This is a genomic window from Bradyrhizobium sp. PUT101 (assembly GCF_052043945.1).
Lineage (GTDB): Bacteria > Pseudomonadota > Alphaproteobacteria > Rhizobiales > Xanthobacteraceae > Bradyrhizobium.
This window is the reverse complement of the sequence record NZ_CP197207.1, coordinates 1,538,562-1,554,341: the sequence shown is the minus strand read 5'-3', so window position 1 is coordinate 1,554,341 and position 15,780 is coordinate 1,538,562. Positions and strand designations below refer to the sequence as shown.

General features: G+C 64.5%; 17 protein-coding genes. 15 read left to right on the top strand and 2 right to left on the bottom strand.

All coding sequences use genetic code 11. The features are described from left to right. The first annotated feature begins 11 nt into the window (after positions 1-11). The 12 genes from rpsE to ACSHT2_RS07495 all read left to right on the top strand — a co-directional run bounded on the left by rpsE (position 12) and on the right by ACSHT2_RS07495 (position 9,454). Positions 12-608 carry a 30S ribosomal protein S5 gene (rpsE, locus tag ACSHT2_RS07550; protein WP_014494507.1) on the top strand — a complete coding sequence of 199 codons (597 nt, stop codon included), beginning with the start codon at positions 12-14 and terminating at the stop codon, positions 606-608. Between the two features lie 25 nt (positions 609-633). Continuing rightward, positions 634-828 carry a 50S ribosomal protein L30 gene (gene rpmD, locus ACSHT2_RS07545; protein ID WP_319327118.1) on the top strand — a complete coding sequence of 65 codons (195 nt, stop codon included), beginning with the start codon at positions 634-636 and terminating at the stop codon, positions 826-828. A gap of 75 nt (positions 829-903) precedes the next feature. Continuing rightward, the gene (rplO, locus tag ACSHT2_RS07540; RefSeq protein ID WP_271532407.1) at positions 904-1,389 is read left to right on the top strand and encodes a 50S ribosomal protein L15; all 486 of its coding nucleotides are present in this window, start codon (positions 904-906) and stop codon (positions 1,387-1,389) included. 148 nt (positions 1,390-1,537) lie between these two features. Then, the gene (secY, locus tag ACSHT2_RS07535; protein ID WP_319327122.1) at positions 1,538-2,869 is read left to right on the top strand and encodes a preprotein translocase subunit SecY; all 1,332 of its coding nucleotides are present in this window, start codon (positions 1,538-1,540) and stop codon (positions 2,867-2,869) included. Positions 2,870-3,147: 278 nt separating this feature from the next. Next, entirely contained in the window at positions 3,148-4,026 is an 879-nt protein-coding gene (locus ACSHT2_RS07530) for an adenylate kinase (RefSeq protein WP_440641035.1), read from the top strand. A gap of 187 nt (positions 4,027-4,213) precedes the next feature. Next, a complete protein-coding gene (gene rpsM / locus ACSHT2_RS07525) occupies positions 4,214-4,582 on the top strand; it encodes a 30S ribosomal protein S13 (RefSeq protein ID WP_035709590.1) in 369 nt (122 codons plus the stop codon). Positions 4,583-4,705: 123 nt separating this feature from the next. Beyond that, a complete protein-coding gene (rpsK, locus tag ACSHT2_RS07520; RefSeq protein ID WP_007603045.1) occupies positions 4,706-5,095 on the top strand; it encodes a 30S ribosomal protein S11 in 390 nt (129 codons plus the stop codon). Between the two features lie 112 nt (positions 5,096-5,207). After that, the gene (locus tag ACSHT2_RS07515; protein WP_124157683.1) at positions 5,208-6,239 is read left to right on the top strand and encodes a DNA-directed RNA polymerase subunit alpha; all 1,032 of its coding nucleotides are present in this window, start codon (positions 5,208-5,210) and stop codon (positions 6,237-6,239) included. A 166-nt stretch (positions 6,240-6,405) separates the two neighbouring features. Then, the gene (gene rplQ / locus ACSHT2_RS07510) at positions 6,406-6,822 is read left to right on the top strand and encodes a 50S ribosomal protein L17 (RefSeq protein WP_035680050.1); all 417 of its coding nucleotides are present in this window, start codon (positions 6,406-6,408) and stop codon (positions 6,820-6,822) included. 169 nt (positions 6,823-6,991) lie between these two features. After that, on the top strand, positions 6,992-7,780 hold the full coding sequence (locus tag ACSHT2_RS07505; RefSeq protein ID WP_440641034.1) for an SDR family NAD(P)-dependent oxidoreductase: 789 nt from the start codon (positions 6,992-6,994) through the stop codon (positions 7,778-7,780). Between the two features lie 10 nt (positions 7,781-7,790). Further along, positions 7,791-8,084 (top strand): DUF1330 domain-containing protein, encoded by a 294-nt coding sequence (locus ACSHT2_RS07500; RefSeq protein WP_440641033.1) that lies wholly within the window; start codon positions 7,791-7,793, stop codon positions 8,082-8,084. 56 nt (positions 8,085-8,140) lie between these two features. After that, positions 8,141-9,454, top strand: a complete 1,314-nt coding sequence (locus ACSHT2_RS07495; RefSeq protein ID WP_440641032.1) for a chloride channel protein — start codon at positions 8,141-8,143, stop codon at positions 9,452-9,454. Between the two features lie 54 nt (positions 9,455-9,508). Here the strand turns inward: ACSHT2_RS07495 and ACSHT2_RS07490 are convergent, their stop codons facing one another. Further along, positions 9,509-10,522, bottom strand: a complete 1,014-nt coding sequence (locus ACSHT2_RS07490; RefSeq protein WP_440641031.1) for a zinc-binding alcohol dehydrogenase family protein — start codon at positions 10,520-10,522, stop codon at positions 9,509-9,511. 121 nt (positions 10,523-10,643) lie between these two features. Here ACSHT2_RS07490 and ACSHT2_RS07485 point away from each other — a divergent pair, with 121 nt between their 5' ends. Then, positions 10,644-11,021 (top strand): winged helix-turn-helix transcriptional regulator, encoded by a 378-nt coding sequence (locus ACSHT2_RS07485; protein WP_440641030.1) that lies wholly within the window; start codon positions 10,644-10,646, stop codon positions 11,019-11,021. Positions 11,022-11,063: 42 nt separating this feature from the next. Here the strand turns inward: ACSHT2_RS07485 and ACSHT2_RS07480 are convergent, their stop codons facing one another. Beyond that, positions 11,064-12,683 (bottom strand): OprO/OprP family phosphate-selective porin, encoded by a 1,620-nt coding sequence (locus ACSHT2_RS07480; RefSeq protein WP_440641029.1) that lies wholly within the window; start codon positions 12,681-12,683, stop codon positions 11,064-11,066. A gap of 310 nt (positions 12,684-12,993) precedes the next feature. On the opposite strand from ACSHT2_RS07480, the gene ACSHT2_RS07475 reads away from it, so the two are divergent. Together ACSHT2_RS07475 and ACSHT2_RS07470 are read left to right on the top strand one after the other, a co-directional pair. Continuing rightward, the gene (locus ACSHT2_RS07475) at positions 12,994-14,400 is read left to right on the top strand and encodes a DegQ family serine endoprotease (RefSeq protein WP_440641028.1); all 1,407 of its coding nucleotides are present in this window, start codon (positions 12,994-12,996) and stop codon (positions 14,398-14,400) included. Next, positions 14,397-15,731: a replication-associated recombination protein A gene (locus ACSHT2_RS07470; RefSeq protein WP_440641027.1), complete on the top strand. Its 1,335-nt coding sequence runs from the start codon at positions 14,397-14,399 to the stop codon at positions 15,729-15,731. The genes ACSHT2_RS07475 and ACSHT2_RS07470 overlap by 4 nt, the downstream gene beginning before the upstream one ends. Positions 15,732-15,780: the final 49 nt, after the last annotated feature.

Below are 15,780 nucleotides of genomic sequence, written 5' to 3'. Positions count from 1 at the left end.
TTGGAAAAACCATGGCAGCTGAACGCGAACAACGTGGTGGACGCGATCAACGCGGCGGCGGACGTGAACGCAGGGAGCGCGAGGAGCGCGACAGCGAGTTCGTCGACAAGCTCGTCCACATCAACCGCGTGGCCAAGGTCGTCAAGGGCGGCAAGCGCTTCGGTTTCGCAGCGCTCGTCGTGATCGGCGACCAGAAGGGTCGTGCCGGCTTCGGTCACGGCAAGGCGCGCGAAGTGCCCGAGGCGATCCGCAAGGCGACCGAGTCCGCCAAGCGCAACCTGACGCGCGTGTCGCTGCGCGAGGGCCGCACGCTCCATCACGACATCGCCGGCCGTCATGGCGCGGGCCGTGTCTACCTGCGTGCAGCGCCGGCCGGTACCGGCATCATCGCCGGCGGTCCGATGCGCGCCGTGTTCGAAACGCTGGGCGTCCAGGACGTGGTGGCGAAGTCGATCGGCTCGTCGAACCCGTACAACATGGTGCGCGCGACCTTTGACGCGCTGAAGCACCAGGATTCGCCGCGGTCGGTCGCAGCCCGTCGCAACATCAAGGTGTCCACCCTCCAGTCCCGTCGTATCGGCGGCGACGCCGAGGCGGCTGCCGACTAACGGAAGCTTTTCGGAGTAGACTCCTATGGCCAACGCCGCAAAGACGATCAAGCTCGAGCAGACCGGCAGCGCGATCCGCCGCCATCACTCGCAGCGTTCGACGCTGATCGGGCTCAAGCTCAACAAGATCGGCCGAATCAGCGAACTGCCGGACACCCCGGCGGTCCGCGGCATGATCGAGAAGGTTCACCATCTCGTCCGCATCGTCGACGAGAAGTAAGCAAAGGCGCACGATCCCGAAGAGCGGGAAGCGGTTTTCGGTGAAGATCGTGCGCAAGACACAAGGAGAAGGGCGATGAAGCTCAGCGATATCGCCGACAACGCCGGCTCGCGCAAGAAGCGTATGCGCGTCGGCCGCGGCATCGGTTCCGGCAAGGGTAAGCAGTCCGGCCGCGGCGGCAAGGGCCAGACCGCGCGTTCGGGCGTGCGCATCAAGGGTTTCGAGGGCGGCCAGATGCCGATGCATCGCCGTTTGCCCAAGCGCGGCTTCAACAACATCTTCCGCATCGAGTTCGCCGAGATCAATCTCGACAGGCTCCAGGAAGCGGTCGATGCCAAGAAGATCGACACCGGCAGCGTCGTGAACGTCGAGGCCCTGGTGAAGGGCGGCGTGCTGCGCCGCGCCAAGGGCGGCCTGCGGCTGCTCGGCCGCGGCGAGCTCAAGTCCAAGCTCAACATCGAAGTGCATGGCGCCACTAAGACCGCAATCGCGGCGGTGGAGAAGGCCGGCGGCTCGGTGAAGATCCTCGCCCCTGCCAAGGAAGAAGGCGAGGCGGCGTAACAACTGCGTCATTGGCCCGCGGCTCGCGGGCCTTTACGCATGCGGGACGTGGACTTATCGAAGCCGAGCCCCAGATAATGTCCGGCGTCCGCTAAACTAGCCCGGCCGCGGGCATGACGGCGCAACAGGCGGCGGGAGAAAGTCCAAGATGGTCTCTGCAGCGGAACAACTGGCAGCCAATCTCAATTTCGGCGCGTTTGCCAAGGCCGACGAACTGAAGAAGCGCATCTGGTTCACCCTGGGTGCGCTGCTCGTTTATCGGCTCGGGACCTACATCCCGCTGCCCGGCATCGATCCGAACATCTGGGAGCAGGTGTTCCGGTCCCAGGCGGGGGGCATCCTCGGCATGTTCAACATGTTCGCCGGCGGCGGTATCCACCGCATGGCGATCTTCGCGCTGAACATCATGCCGTATATCTCGGCCTCGATCATCATCCAGCTCCTCACCACCGTCTCGCCACAGCTCGAGGCGCTGAAGAAGGAAGGCGAGGCCGGCCGCAAGACGCTGAATCAGTACACCCGTTATCTGACGGTCATCCTTGCCGCATTCCAGTCCTACGGGATCGCAGTAGGCCTCGAAGGCGCCGGCAACGTCGTCAGCGAGCCGGGCATGTTCTTCCGCCTGTCCACGGCGATCACGCTGACCGGCGGCACCATGTTCCTGATGTGGCTCGGCGAGCAGATCACCTCGCGCGGCATCGGTAACGGCATTTCGCTGATCATTCTCGCCGGCATCGTCGCCGAGCTGCCCGCGGCGCTCGCCAACATGCTCGAGCTCGGCCGTCAGGGCGCGATGTCGACCGGCCTCATCCTGGTCGTCATCATCATGGCCGTTGCCGTGATCGCCTTCATCGTGTTCATGGAGCGCGCGCAGCGCCGCCTCTTGATCCAGTATCCAAAGCGCCAGGTCGGCAACAAGATGTTCGAGGGCCAGTCCTCGCATCTGCCGCTCAAGCTCAACACCTCGGGCGTGATTCCGCCGATCTTCGCGTCGTCGCTGCTTTTGCTGCCGACCACGGTTGCGAACTTCAACGCGGGAAGTGGGCCGGAGTGGTTCCAGTGGATCACCACCCAGCTCGGCCACGGCCGTCCACTGTTCCTGATCATGTATCTCGCGCTGATCGTGTTCTTCGCCTTCTTCTACACCGCGATCGTGTTCAACCCGACCGAGACCGCAGACAATCTGAAGAAGCACGGCGGCTTCATTCCGGGCATCCGTCCGGGCGAGCGCACGGCGGAATATATCGACTACGTGCTGTCGCGCATTACAGTGCTCGGCGCGGTTTATCTGGCGATCGTCTGTCTGATTCCCGAGATCCTGATCTCCTACGCGTCGGTGCCATTCTATTTCGGCGGCACCTCGCTGCTGATCGTCGTCAGCGTCACCATGGACACGGTGGCGCAGGTCCAGGGCTATCTGCTGGCGCACCAGTACGAAGGCCTGATCCGGAAGTCCAAGCTGCGGGGCCGCCGCCGCTAAGTACGGAGTCGATCGAGAGGCGGCGCGACCGCGCCGCCGATTCGCCGCACGAGCAACACGCGGCGCCGCAGAGGCGATCAGTCAGCGGCTCGGTCGCATCGGCAGAGACGCTCCCACGTCGATGCAATCACTGATTTCAAAGGCCTTCTTGGCGTCCGGGCATTCGCTCCCCTATGATATGGGTAGCGGTGCCGCGCTGATTATGGTTTGCACTGTTCTTGATCTTCAAACGCAGGTGCGCGACGTATCGCTCACCAATCCGGGGGGGGCGTACGCCGATGAGAATTATACTTCTGGGACCGCCGGGGTCGGGCAAGGGGACCCAGGCGCAACTCTTGGTGCAGCGCTATGGCATCGTCCAGCTCTCGACCGGCGAGATGCTGCGTGCCGCGGTTGCGGCCGGAACGCCGGTCGGGCTGAAGGCCAAGGAGATCATGGCCAGCGGCGGCCTCGTGCCGGACGAGGTCGTGGTCGGAATCATCTCCGACCGCATCGACCAGCCGGACGCCAGGAATGGTTTCATCCTCGATGGTTTCCCGCGTACCGTGCCGCAGGCCGAGGCGCTGGATGAGCTGCTCAAGCAGAAGCATCTCAAGCTCGACGCCGTGATCGAGCTCCGCGTCAACGAGAGCGCGTTGCTGAACAGGGTCGAGACCCGCGTCGCCCAGATGCGCGAGCGTGGCGAGGAGGTTCGGGTCGACGACACCCCGGAGGTCCTGACCAAGCGGCTTGCCAGCTACCGCAGCCAGACGGAACCGCTGATTCACTACTATTCTGAGCGTCGGAAGCTCTCGACCATCGACGGCATGATGGCCATCGACGAGGTCACCCGAGCCATCCACCGCCAGCTTGTGGCGCTCGGCGCGGTCGAGCCCAAGACCCAGTCTAGAAGCGCGGCCAAGGCGGCGCCGGCCAAAAAGGCCAGGGCGGCGAAGAAATCGGCCAAAAGGCCGGCGAAGGCAGTCAAAAAGGCGGCCAAATCGGCCAAAGCCGCCAAAAAGACGGTCAAAAAAGCCGCGAAGGGCCCCAAGAAGGGGACCAAGAAATCGGCCAAGAAAGCGGCTAAAAAGGCAGCCAGAACGACCGCCAGGAAGGCCGTCAAAAAGGGTGCCAAAAAGTCCGCAAAAAAGGTCACGAAAAAGCGAGCCAAGCGCTAGCAGCGGTTGACGAAAGCCCCTGGAATCCCCTAATAAGCCCCGCATCCAAGTCGGATAGTTTCAGACGATGCCGGGCCCCAGGAAGACCGGGGGTGGGCGTCGTGTTCGCGTTTGTGAACACCTGCCCGAGAAAGCAAGCACTTAAAGCCCGATTCCTGACGAGGGGTCGGCAACAGGAGAGAAGGCCGTGGCCCGTATTGCCGGCGTGAACATTCCCACCAACAAGCGCGTGCTGATCGCGCTCCAGTACATCCATGGCATCGGCGCGAAGATCGCCGGCGAGATCATGGAGAAGGTGAAGATCCCCGAGGACCGTCGCGTCAATCAGCTCAGCGACGCCGAGGTGCTCCAGATCCGCGAAGTCATCGATCGCGACTACCTCGTCGAGGGCGATCTGCGTCGCGAGGTCGGTATCAACATCAAGCGTCTGATGGACCTCGGCTGCTATCGCGGCCTGCGTCATCGTCGCGGTCTGCCGGTACGCGGTCAGCGCACCCACACCAATGCGCGCACGCGCAAGGGCCCGGCCAAGGCGATCGCCGGCAAGAAGAAGTAAGTTTTCGAATCCAGTCGCGGCGTGTGGCGAAGAGGGGATGACCCGTTCGCCACGCGCTTTTCGTTCCACAGGTGTAGCCGCTGGCACTACGGCGGCGTTTGAGATCTTCAGGAAAGGGACCCAATGGGCAAGGAAGCCACCCGCGTTCGTCGTCGTGAGCGCAAGAACATCGCCTCCGGCGTTGCGCATGTGAATTCGTCGTTCAACAACACGACCATCACCATCACCGACGCGCAGGGCAACACGATTGCCTGGTCCTCGGCCGGCACGATGGGCTTCAAGGGCTCGCGCAAATCGACCCCGTACGCCGCTCAGGTCGCCGCCGAAGACGTCTCCAAGAAGGCGCAGGAGCACGGCATGCGCACGCTGGAAGTCGAAGTCGCCGGCCCCGGTTCGGGCCGCGAGTCGGCGCTCCGCGCGCTTCAGGCCGCGGGCTTCACCGTCACTTCGATCCGTGACGTGACCACGATCCCGCACAACGGTTGCCGTCCCCGTAAGCGTCGGCGCGTTTGATACCAAGTTGCGGGCGCATTGGCGCCCGCGATGACTTTACTAAGAAGCCGCGGGAATGATCTGCGGCCTTTCTCCAACGCCAGTATTTGAACTGTCAAATTGACTGGCCTGTATGGGTGAAACAGTGACGATCCAGAAAAATTGGCAAGAACTGATTCGGCCGAACAAGCTCCAGGTCACGCCCGGCAGCGATCCCTCGCGTTTCGCGACCATCGTCGCCGAGCCGCTCGAACGTGGCTTCGGCCAGACCCTCGGCAACGCGCTGCGCCGCATCCTGCTCTCCTCGCTCCAGGGCGCGGCGGTGCAGTCGGTGCACATCGACGGCGTGCTGCACGAGTTCTCCTCGATCGCGGGCGTCCGTGAGGACGTCACCGACATCGTGCTCAACATCAAGGACATCTCGATCAAGATGCAGGGCGAGGGCCCCAAGCGCATGGTCGTGAAGAAGCAGGGTCCGGGCGTCGTCACCGCCGGCGACATCCAGACCGTCGGCGATGTGGTCGTGCTGAACCCCGATCTGCAGATCTGCACGCTCGACGAGGGCGCCGAGATCCGCATGGAGTTCACGGTCTCGACCGGCAAGGGCTACGTGCCTGCCGAGCGCAACCGTCCCGAAGATGCTCCGATCGGCCTGATCCCGGTCGACAGCCTGTACTCGCCGGTCCGCAAGGTCTCCTACAAGGTCGAGAACACCCGCGAGGGCCAGATCCTCGACTACGACAAGCTGACCATGACGATCGAGACCAACGGCGCGCTCACGCCGGACGATTCGGTGGCCTACGCTGCGCGCATCCTGCAGGATCAGCTCAACGTGTTCGTCAACTTCGAAGAGCCGCGCAAGGAAGTCGCCCAGGAGATCATCCCGGACCTCGCCTTCAACCCGGCTTTCCTCAAGAAGGTGGACGAGCTCGAGCTGTCGGTGCGTTCGGCCAACTGCCTGAAGAACGACAACATCGTCTACATCGGCGACCTCGTGCAGAAGAGCGAAGCGGAAATGCTTCGCACCCCGAATTTCGGTCGCAAGTCGCTGAACGAGATCAAGGAAGTGCTGGCCCAGATGGGTCTGCACCTCGGCATGGAAGTGCCGGGCTGGCCGCCGGAGAACATCGACGAGCTCGCCAAGCGCTTCGAGGATCACTACTGAGCAATTGTCGTTCCGGGGCGATGCGCGAGCATCGAACCCGGAACCTCGAGATTCCGGATCGACGCTTTGCGCCGTCCGGAATGACTGACTGGGCGAACGCAGGCAGCCCACCTGAGCAACATGTCCGACGAACCGTCGCGGCAGTAACTATGTAGGGACTACACACATGCGTCACGGCAAGGTTCATCGCAAGCTCAACCGCACGGCCGAGCATCGCCGCGCGATGTTCGCAAACATGGCGGCCGCGCTGATCAAGCACGAGCAGATCGTCACCACGCTGCCGAAGGCGAAGGAATTGCGCCCCATCGTGGAGAAGCTGGTCACCCTCGGCAAGAAGGGCGGCCTCTCGATGCGCCGCCAGGCGATCTCCGAGATGCGCGACAAGGACCAGGTCAAGAAGCTGTTCGACGTGCTCGCGCCCCGCTACAAGGACCGCCAGGGCGGCTACACCCGCATCATCAAGGCCGGCTTCCGCTACGGCGACAATGCCGCGATGGCCGTGATCGAGTTCGTCGATCGCGACGTCGATGCCAAGGGCCAGGATTCCGGCCCGGTGCAGGAAAAGGAAGCCGAGGCGGCGTAAGCCAGTCAGCGGATATGAATTGAAGACGGCGCCTTTTGCGGGCGCCGTTTTTGTTTGGATACGAGGGGTGGCTTCGTCCTGTAGATGCGCTTCCTCACGCGTCAGTGAGACCGATTGCGGTGTCACGGGCCGCTCCCGATATCTCCACTTTCATCCATGGAGACATCGCATGAACATCGACCTTTCCGGAAAGACCGCCCTCGTGACCGGCTCGACCGCCGGCATCGGCTACGCCATCGCCAAGGGCCTCGCCGGCTCCGGCGCGAGCGTCGTGATCAACGGCCGCGGCCAGGACAAGGTCGAGGCCGCCGTGCGCAAGCTGGAGGGCGCGGGGGCCAAGGTGCGCGGCATCGCCGCCGACGTCTCGACCGCAGCGGGCTGCGAAGCACTCGTTGCCGCTCTGCCTGACGTCGACATCCTCATCAACAATACCGGCATCTACGAGCCCAAGGACTTCTTCGACATCCCGGATGAAGACTGGAGCCGCTTCTTCGAGGTCAACGTGATGAGCGGCGTGCGGCTGTCGCGCGCGTACATGAAGGGCATGCTGAAGCGCAATTGGGGCCGCATCGTTTTCATCTCCTCGGAGTCTGGGCTCAACATTCCCGTCGAGATGATCCACTACGGCATGACCAAGACGGCCCAGCTCTCGGTTGCGCGCGGTCTGGCGCAGCTCACCCGCGGCACCGGCGTCACGGTCAACTCCGTGCTGCCGGGCCCGACCATGTCGGAGGGCGTCGAGACCTTCGTCAAGGATCTCGCCAGGCAGAACGGCCAATCTGTCGATGCAGCCGCCGCCAGTTTCGTCAAACAACATCGCCCGAGCTCGCTGCTGCAGCGCTTTGCCAGCGTCGAGGAGATCGCCAACATGGTGGTCTATGTCGCATCCAAGGAAGCGTCCGCGACCAACGGCGCAGCGCTGCGCGCCGAGGGCGGCATCGTCAACACGATCGCCTGAGACGATGCGCATGGCGGCCTATGTGATCTCGGAGGTCGAGGTGCGCGACAGAGCCGCGATGGCGGCCTACCGCACGCTCGCGGCGCAGACCATTGCCCAATATGGCGGCCGCTATCTCGCGCGCGGTGGCGCTGCCGAAGTGGTGGAGGGTGGTCCGCCCGCCAAGACCATCATCGTCGAGTTTCCCTCGATGGCCCGCGCGCGCGAATGGTACGCATCGGCAGAATATGCCGATGCACTGAAGCTTCGGCAGACGGCGCTCGAGCGGCGGCTGCTATTCGTGGAAGGTGTAGTGCCAGCTTAGCTGACCTGCCTACTTGGTGCTTCAATTTGGCGCCCGGCAGGCTAAAATGAACTTCCATGCTCTGGCCCCTATCGACCCGCCATAGACGTCTGTTCAGGCTGACATCCGCGCGGTGGCGGCGGCAGGCGATCTTTCTGCTCGGTGGGATCGGAGTCGGCGCCACTGCGGTGGCGCTAGCGCAAGTTGCCGACCTCGCCCAGCACGCCTTTGCGCTGCTGCTCGCGAAGTCGCGCTATGCCGTGCTGGCGGTGACGCCGCTCGGCTTCATGCTGTCGGCCTATCTGACCATCCGTCTATTCCCGAACGCGCAGGGCAGCGGTATCCCGCAGGCAATTGCGGCGCGGCACCTGACCGATCAGGGCGCGCGAGAGAGCCTGGTCTCGATCCGGGTTGCGGTCGGAAAGGTGATCCTCACTCTATTCGGTCTGTTGTGTGGCGGCTCCGTTGGGCGGGAGGGGCCGACGGTGCAGGTCGGCGCTTCCATCATGTTCGCACTCGGCCGCGTCTCGCCGCGCCGCCAGCCCGGATTGATCCTGGCTGGTGCCGCCGCTGGCCTGGCCGCGGCGTTCAACACGCCGCTGGCCGGCATCGTCTTCGGCATCGAGGAGATGAGCCGCGCTTTTGAAACCCGGACGTCCAGCCTCATCATTGCGGCCGTCATCGCCGCCGGCCTGACCTCGCTCGCGCTCGCCGGCAATTACGCCTATTTTGGCAGCAGTGCGACGACGCTGGCGCGTGGAGCGGACTGGCTCGCCGTACCACTTTGCGGGGTGGCCGGTGGTCTCGCGGGCGGCCTGTTCAGCCGCACCGTCATCGCAATGGCGCGCGGCTTCAATAATCCCCTCGGACGCGCGATCAAGGGCCATCCGCTGTGGTTTGCATTCGCCTGCGGTCTCGCCGTCGCGATCTGCGGCCTGGTATCCGGCGATACGATCTATGGCACCGGTTACGAGCAGGTGAAGGCGGCGCTGGAACACAGCTCGCCGCTGCCGCACGATTTCGGCGCCCTCAAATTTCTTGCCACCACCTTTGCTGCGATCAGCGGCATACCGGGCGGCATTTTCTCTCCGTCGCTCGCCGTCGGTGCCGGCATTGGCAGCAACATCGCCTCGTTCTTCCACGATGCGCCGCTCGGCGCGATCATGCTGCTCGGCATGGTCTCGTATTTCGCGGGCGTGGTGCAGGCGCCGATTACCGCCTTCGTGATTGTGACGGAGATGACCGACAATCACGGCATGGTCGTGCCGTTGATGGCGGCGGCGCTGATCGCGCACGCGACCTCGCGAATGATCTGCGAGGAGGGCATCTATCACGCGCTCGCCAAGGGCTTCATCGAGCGGGCGACGCGTCCGCAGGAAAAGATACAGTAGGGTGGGCAAGGCGAAGCTTGCCCACCACTGACTTGTTTGCCCTACGAAGTTCGCCTACCACCCCTCCAGCACGATCTTGCCGCGCGACTTGCCGCTCTCGAGCAGCGCATGTGCGCGCTTGAGGTTGGCTGCGTTGATCGTGCCGAAGGTCTGGTCGAGCGTGGTACGCAGCACGCCCTTGTCGATGAGGTCGGCGACGTCGTTGAGCAGATGGTGCTGCGCGATCATGTCGGGCGTCTGGAACGAGGAGCGCGTGAACATCGATTCCCAGTGCACCGAGATCGCCTTGCCCTTGAACGTGCTCATGGCAAATTCCGGGGGATCGTCGATCAGGCCGAACCTTCCCTGCGGGGCCATGAACTCCGCAATCGCCTTGTAGTGCTGGTCGGTGAAGGTCAGGCTCGCCACCAGCGCGACTGGGGGCAGCTTCAGCTTCTCGATCTGCTCCTTCATCGGCTTGCCGTGGTCGATCACCGCATGGGCGCCGAGATCGAGGCACCATTTCTGCGACTCCGGCCGCGTCGCGGTGGCAAGGACCGTCAGTCCGGTAAGGCGGCGGGCAAGTTGGATCAGGATCGAGCCGACGCCGCCGGCGCCGCCCGTGATCAGGAGCGTGCGCGGATCGACGCTCTTGCCGGGGACCGCGCCGAGCCGGTCGAACAGCAATTCCCAGGCGGTGATGGAAGTGAGGGGAAGGGCGGCTCCTTGCGCGAACGACAGGCTCTTCGGCTTGTTGCCGACGATGCGCTCGTCGACCAGGTGGAACTCGGCGTTGGTGCCCTGGCGCAGGATCGAGCCGGCGTAGAACACCTCGTCGCCCGGCTTGAAGAGCGTCACGTCGGGGCCGACGGCATCGACCACGCCGGCCGCATCATAGCCGAGGATCTTCGTCTCGCCCTCGGGCGGAGCTGCGCGCTTGCGCACCTTGTAATCGACCGGATTGGCCGAGATCGCCTTCACGGCGACGCGGATGTCGCGCCCCTTGGGCTCGGGCTTGGCGGTCTCGAAATCGATCAGTGAATCCGCATCCTCGATCGGAAGCGATTTTTTGTAGCCGACGGCCTTCATGGCTTGTCTCCATCAGATGGGCTGTTCGCCTGCCGCTCTAACTGTCGCCCTGGCTTCAAATTGGCAAGTACTGTAAATTTGGGGATATAGTCCCTGTTTGGATACTATTGGGAAAACACGCATGAAGCGGCGCAATTTTGCCCGTCGTCCCGGCTGCTCGGTTGAGGCGACGCTGGACCTGATCGACGGCAAGTGGAAGGGCGTGATCCTTTACCACCTCCAGAGCGGCACCCAGCGCTTCGGCGAACTGCGCCGCCGGATGCCCGGCATCACCCAGCGCATGCTCACGAAACAGCTACGCGCGCTCGAGGAGGACAGGCTGGTCATCCGCAAGGTCTATGCCGAGGTGCCGCCGCGCGTGGAGTATTGCCTGTCCGAGCTTGGCGAGAGCCTCAGGCCGGTCATCGATATCCTGAAAGCCTGGGGCGAGAGCCATCAGGAGCGGCTGTCCTGCGCGCCGCCACCGGTGGTGGTGAGCAAGCCGAAGCGCGCGGCGTGAGTTTCCGGGAGCGGATCGTACCGCTCCCGGAAAAGGTGAGCGTCAGAACGCGAACTGTGTGCGCATCGCGACTGCGTCGAACTTCGAGCCGACATCGGCGGTCGAGATCGGCGAGGCCTGTCGCGATACCGTGCCGTGCAGATAGTCCAGCATGAAGCGGACATTGCCGTTGACGTACCAGTTGAGCGCGAGGGTGTAGACCGTCTGCCGGCCACCGGCGACACCGGTCGCGGTCGCGAGCTGATCGTTGAGGTCAATCGTCGAGAAGCGCCCCGCGATTTCCCACGCACCCCAGCCGCCGCCGTCCAGCGAGAACGGATGCGCCGGCTTGACGCCATTATAGGCCGCGGTCGCGGCGTTGTAGGTCCGGCCCTCGCCCGTCAGCACGTAGCCGGCCTGCGCATAGCCGCCCTGGAATTTCAGGCTCGGTGCGCCGACCAGCGGCACGCCGGTATTGGCGGTGCGATCGACGTTGTACCAGAAGTACTCGCCCTGGACGATGAACGGCCCGTAGGTCGCCGCCGCTTCGACGCTGTAGACCTGCGCCCCCGAGACATTGGCGATGGCGCCGGTGGAGATCAGGGTGGTCGGGTCGAGACGCAATTCCGGTCGATCGCTGAGCGCGAGCGTCTGCGTATTGGCGATCAGATTGCGCGGCGGCTGGATCAGCCATTGCGCGTCCGCGCCGATATGTACCGAGTAGTCCTTGCCGCTGATGGGATTACCGGCCACGCGGGCCACGGCGCCATATTGCTCGCTCGTACCCGGCGGCGAAGCGCTCGAGGCGGAATGGATCGCGCCGGTCGAGGGCCCCGTGACATAACCGCCGATCCAGAGCTGGTCGTTGAACCAGCGCGCACCGGCTGCAGAGCGGAAGTCGCCGGCGGCGATGTTGGTCGCGATCACACCGGGTGAGGCGCGCTCCATGAACATGATGTCGTTTGAGCTCGTCGCTTCGTCGAGCGTGTATGGCAGATCCATGATGCCGGCCTCGATCGCCATCTTGCCGCCGAACGGCTTCAAGCCGGTGTAGCTGAGATACGCGTTCTCGACGCCGGAGACGCCGCCGCCCGGCAGCGATCCCGGCGCGGCACCGCCAAATCCGTCGGACGAGCCGCCGAAATCGTAGACCAGCGCGAAGTTCCAGTCGTTGAAGAACTTGCCGGCGACGCCGATGCGCGCGCGACGGACGTTCTGGCCGCTGTCGAGCTTCTGCGGCACGGTGGCCGCGGTATTGGGACGATAGTCATAGCCGCCGACATCCCAATGCAGGCGGCTGGTGATGGCAACGCAGTTGGCCTGGTCGGCGGTGCAGATCGTCGGGCGATTGTTCGGCATCGTCACGACGACGCCGGATGCCGGGGCCGGTCCCTTGACGGGGATCGCCGCATTGGCGTTGGCAACGACGGCCTTTGCCTCCGAACGCGCCTCGGCCTTGGCCTCCGCCTTCGCTTCGGCCCTGGCTTTCGCCGTGGCCGCCGTGTTCGCCGCGGTCTGACTCTGGAGCTTGTCGAGCTTCTGCTCCAGCATCTTCAACTGCTGCTTCAGCAGCGCGATCTCCTGCTCGCTGCTGCTTGCCGATTGGGCTTGGGCCTGGGCCTGCGAGGCCGCCAGCGCACCGGCGAGACCAATCGCTGTTGCTGCAAGTCTTGTCCTGCTCACGTCATGACTCCATCGTTTGACGAACTTCCCCAAGTTGTTTGCGGAGCCTAGGTGTGATCGATGACTGCCCCGCGACGCTGCGCCCGGTTGCGCGGTTCCCACTGGTGCAAATTCGCCGCAACCGAACCCGCGTTACCCCACAATGCTGGATGACGCGCATCATGCCAATCCATCGCTCCGGCAGATTCCCGAATCGCACGCTGGGCATGCATTCGGGAGACACCGGAAGGAGACCGAATATTGCCGCCCCGCGCCCTTCTATTGAGGGGCGAACGCGCCTATATTCCGGCGTCTTTTCCAAGAGGTAGGAATGTTTCGATCGACCTGGACCGCCGTCGTCACGGCCTTGTGCATAGCCTTTTCGGCCCATTTCAATCCGGCCTCAGCGCAGGACCGCCGCGTCCCGTCATCGCCGGCCGAGCTGCGGCTGTCCTATGCGCCGATCGTGCAACGGGTGCAGCCCGCGGTCGTCAACGTCTATGCCGCCAAGGTGGTGCAGAACCGCAATCCGCTGCTGGACGACCCGATCTTCCGCCGCTTCTTCGGCGTGCCGGGTCAGCAGCCCGAACAGATGCAGCGCTCGCTCGGCTCCGGCGTCATCGTCGATGCCTCCGGTCTCGTCGTCACCAACGTCCACGTCATCGAAGGCGCGGACCAGGTGAAAGTGTCGCTGTCGGACAAGCGCGAGTTCGAGGCCGAGATCCTGCTGAAGGATTCGCGTACCGATCTCGCCGTGCTGCGCCTGAAAGACGCCAAGGAAAAATTCCCGACGCTCGATTTCACGAATTCCGATGAGCTGTTGGTCGGCGACGTCGTGCTGGCGATCGGCAATCCCTTCGGTGTCGGCCAGACCGTGACCCACGGCATCATCTCGGCGCTGGCGCGCACGCAAGTCGGCATCACCGACTACCAGTTCTTCATCCAGACCGATGCGCCGATCAATCCCGGCAATTCCGGCGGCGCGCTGGTCGACATGAGCGGCAAGCTCGCCGGCATCAACACCGCGATCTATTCGCGCTCCGGCGGCTCGCAAGGCATCGGCTTTGCGATTCCCGCCAACATGGTGCGCGTCGTCGTCGCCTCCGCCAAGAGCGGTGGCAAGGCGGTGAAGCGGCCGTGGCTGGGAGCAAAGTTGCAGGCGGTGACGCCCGACATCGCGGAGAGCCTCGGCCTGCGCTCGCCGACCGGTGCGTTGGTCGCAAGCGTGGTGCCCAATGGCCCCGCAGCGAAGGCCGGGCTGAAATCCTCCGACCTCATCACCGGGATCGACGGCCAGACCGTGGACGATCCCAACGCCTTCGACTACCGTTTCGCGACCCGTCCGCTCGGCGGCACCGCGCAGATCGACGTGCAGCGCGGCACCAGGCCGCTCAAGCTGACCGTGGCGCTGGAGACCGCGCCCGACACCGGCCGCAACGAGCTCGTCGTCACCGCGCGCTCGCCGTTCCAGGGCGCGAAGGTCTCGACCATCACGCCGGCCGTCGCTGACGAGCTGCATCTGGACGCCGACGCCGAAGGCGTCGTCATCACCAATGTCGGCGGCGATACCGCAGCCGCGAGCGTCGGCTTCCAGAAAGGCGACATCATCCTGGCCGTCAACAACCAGAAGATCAGCAAGACCGGCGACCTCGAGAAGGCCGCAAGCGAGCGGCCGCGCGTTTGGCGCATCACGCTGGTGCGCGGCGGCCAGCAGATCAACGTCACGTTGGGCGGATGAGTCCGAAGCGACCACAGCAGACGCCGACTCTCTTTGCCGCGGCGGGGCTCGACCACGAGGCGCCGCATCCGCTGCCGGACCGGCTGCGTCCGCGCGCGCTCTCGGAGGTCGTCGGCCAGGACCATATCCTCGGCCCCGACGGTGCGCTGACGCGCATGCTGGAAACGCGCACGCTCGGCTCGCTGGTGTTCTGGGGCCCGCCGGGCACCGGCAAGACCACGGTGGCACGGCTGCTGGCGGACGCGACGGATCTGCATTTTGAGCAGATTTCGGCCGTGTTCTCCGGCGTCGCCGATTTGAAGAAGGCTTTCGATGCCGCGCGCGCCCGCCGCGAGATGGGCAAGGGCACGCTGCTGTTCGTCGACGAGGTGCATCGCTTCAACCGTGCCCAGCAGGATTCCTTTCTGCCCGTCATGGAAGACGGCACCGTGGTGATGGTCGGCGCCACCACCGAGAACCCATCCTTCGAGCTCAACGCGGCGCTCCTGTCCCGCGCCCGCGTGCTGGTGTTTCGTTCGCTCGATGCCGCCGCGATCGAAAAGCTGTTCGCGCATGCCGAGGCGGTCGAGGGCCGCAAGCTGCCGCTCGATGCGGAGGCGCGCGCGGTGCTGGTGCGCATGGCCGACGGCGACGGCCGCGCCTCGCTGACGCTTGCCGAAGAGGTCTGGCGTTCGGCGCGGGCGGACGAGATTTTCAATGCCGCGCAGTTGCAGGACATCCTGCAGCGCCGCGCGCCGATCTACGACAAGTCGGCCGATGGCCATTACAACCTGATCTCCGCGCTGCATAAGTCCGTGCGCGGCTCCGATCCCGATGCCGCGCTGTATTACCTCGCCCGCATGCTCGATGCCGGCGAGGACCCGCTGTTCCTGGCCCGCCGCGTCGTGCGCATGGCGGTCGAGGACATCGGGCTTGCGGATCCGCAGGCGCTCGTCATCGCCAATGCCGCCAAGGATGCTTTCGACTTCCTCGGCCATCCCGAGGGCGAGCTCGCGATCGCGCAGGCCGTGGTCTATCTCGCCACCGCGCCGAAATCGAACGCGGTCTACACCGCGTTCGGCACGGCGATGCAGGTCGCCAAGCAGGCCGGCTCGCTGCTGCCGCCGAAGCACATCCTTAATTCCCCGACCAAGCTGATGAAGTCGGAAGGCTACGGTGCAGCTTACGAATACGACCACGACGCTCCCGACGCCTTCTCGGGCCAGGACTACTTCCCGGAAGCCCTGGGCCGCCAGACCTTCTACGACCCGCCCGAACGCGGCTTCGAGCGGGAGATCCGGAAGCGGCTGGATTACTGGGCCAAGCTGCGCAAGGAGCGGGGTGGGAAGTAGGACTTAGGCTCGCCGTAGGGCGTACCTTTACGGTTTACGTAACACGTAA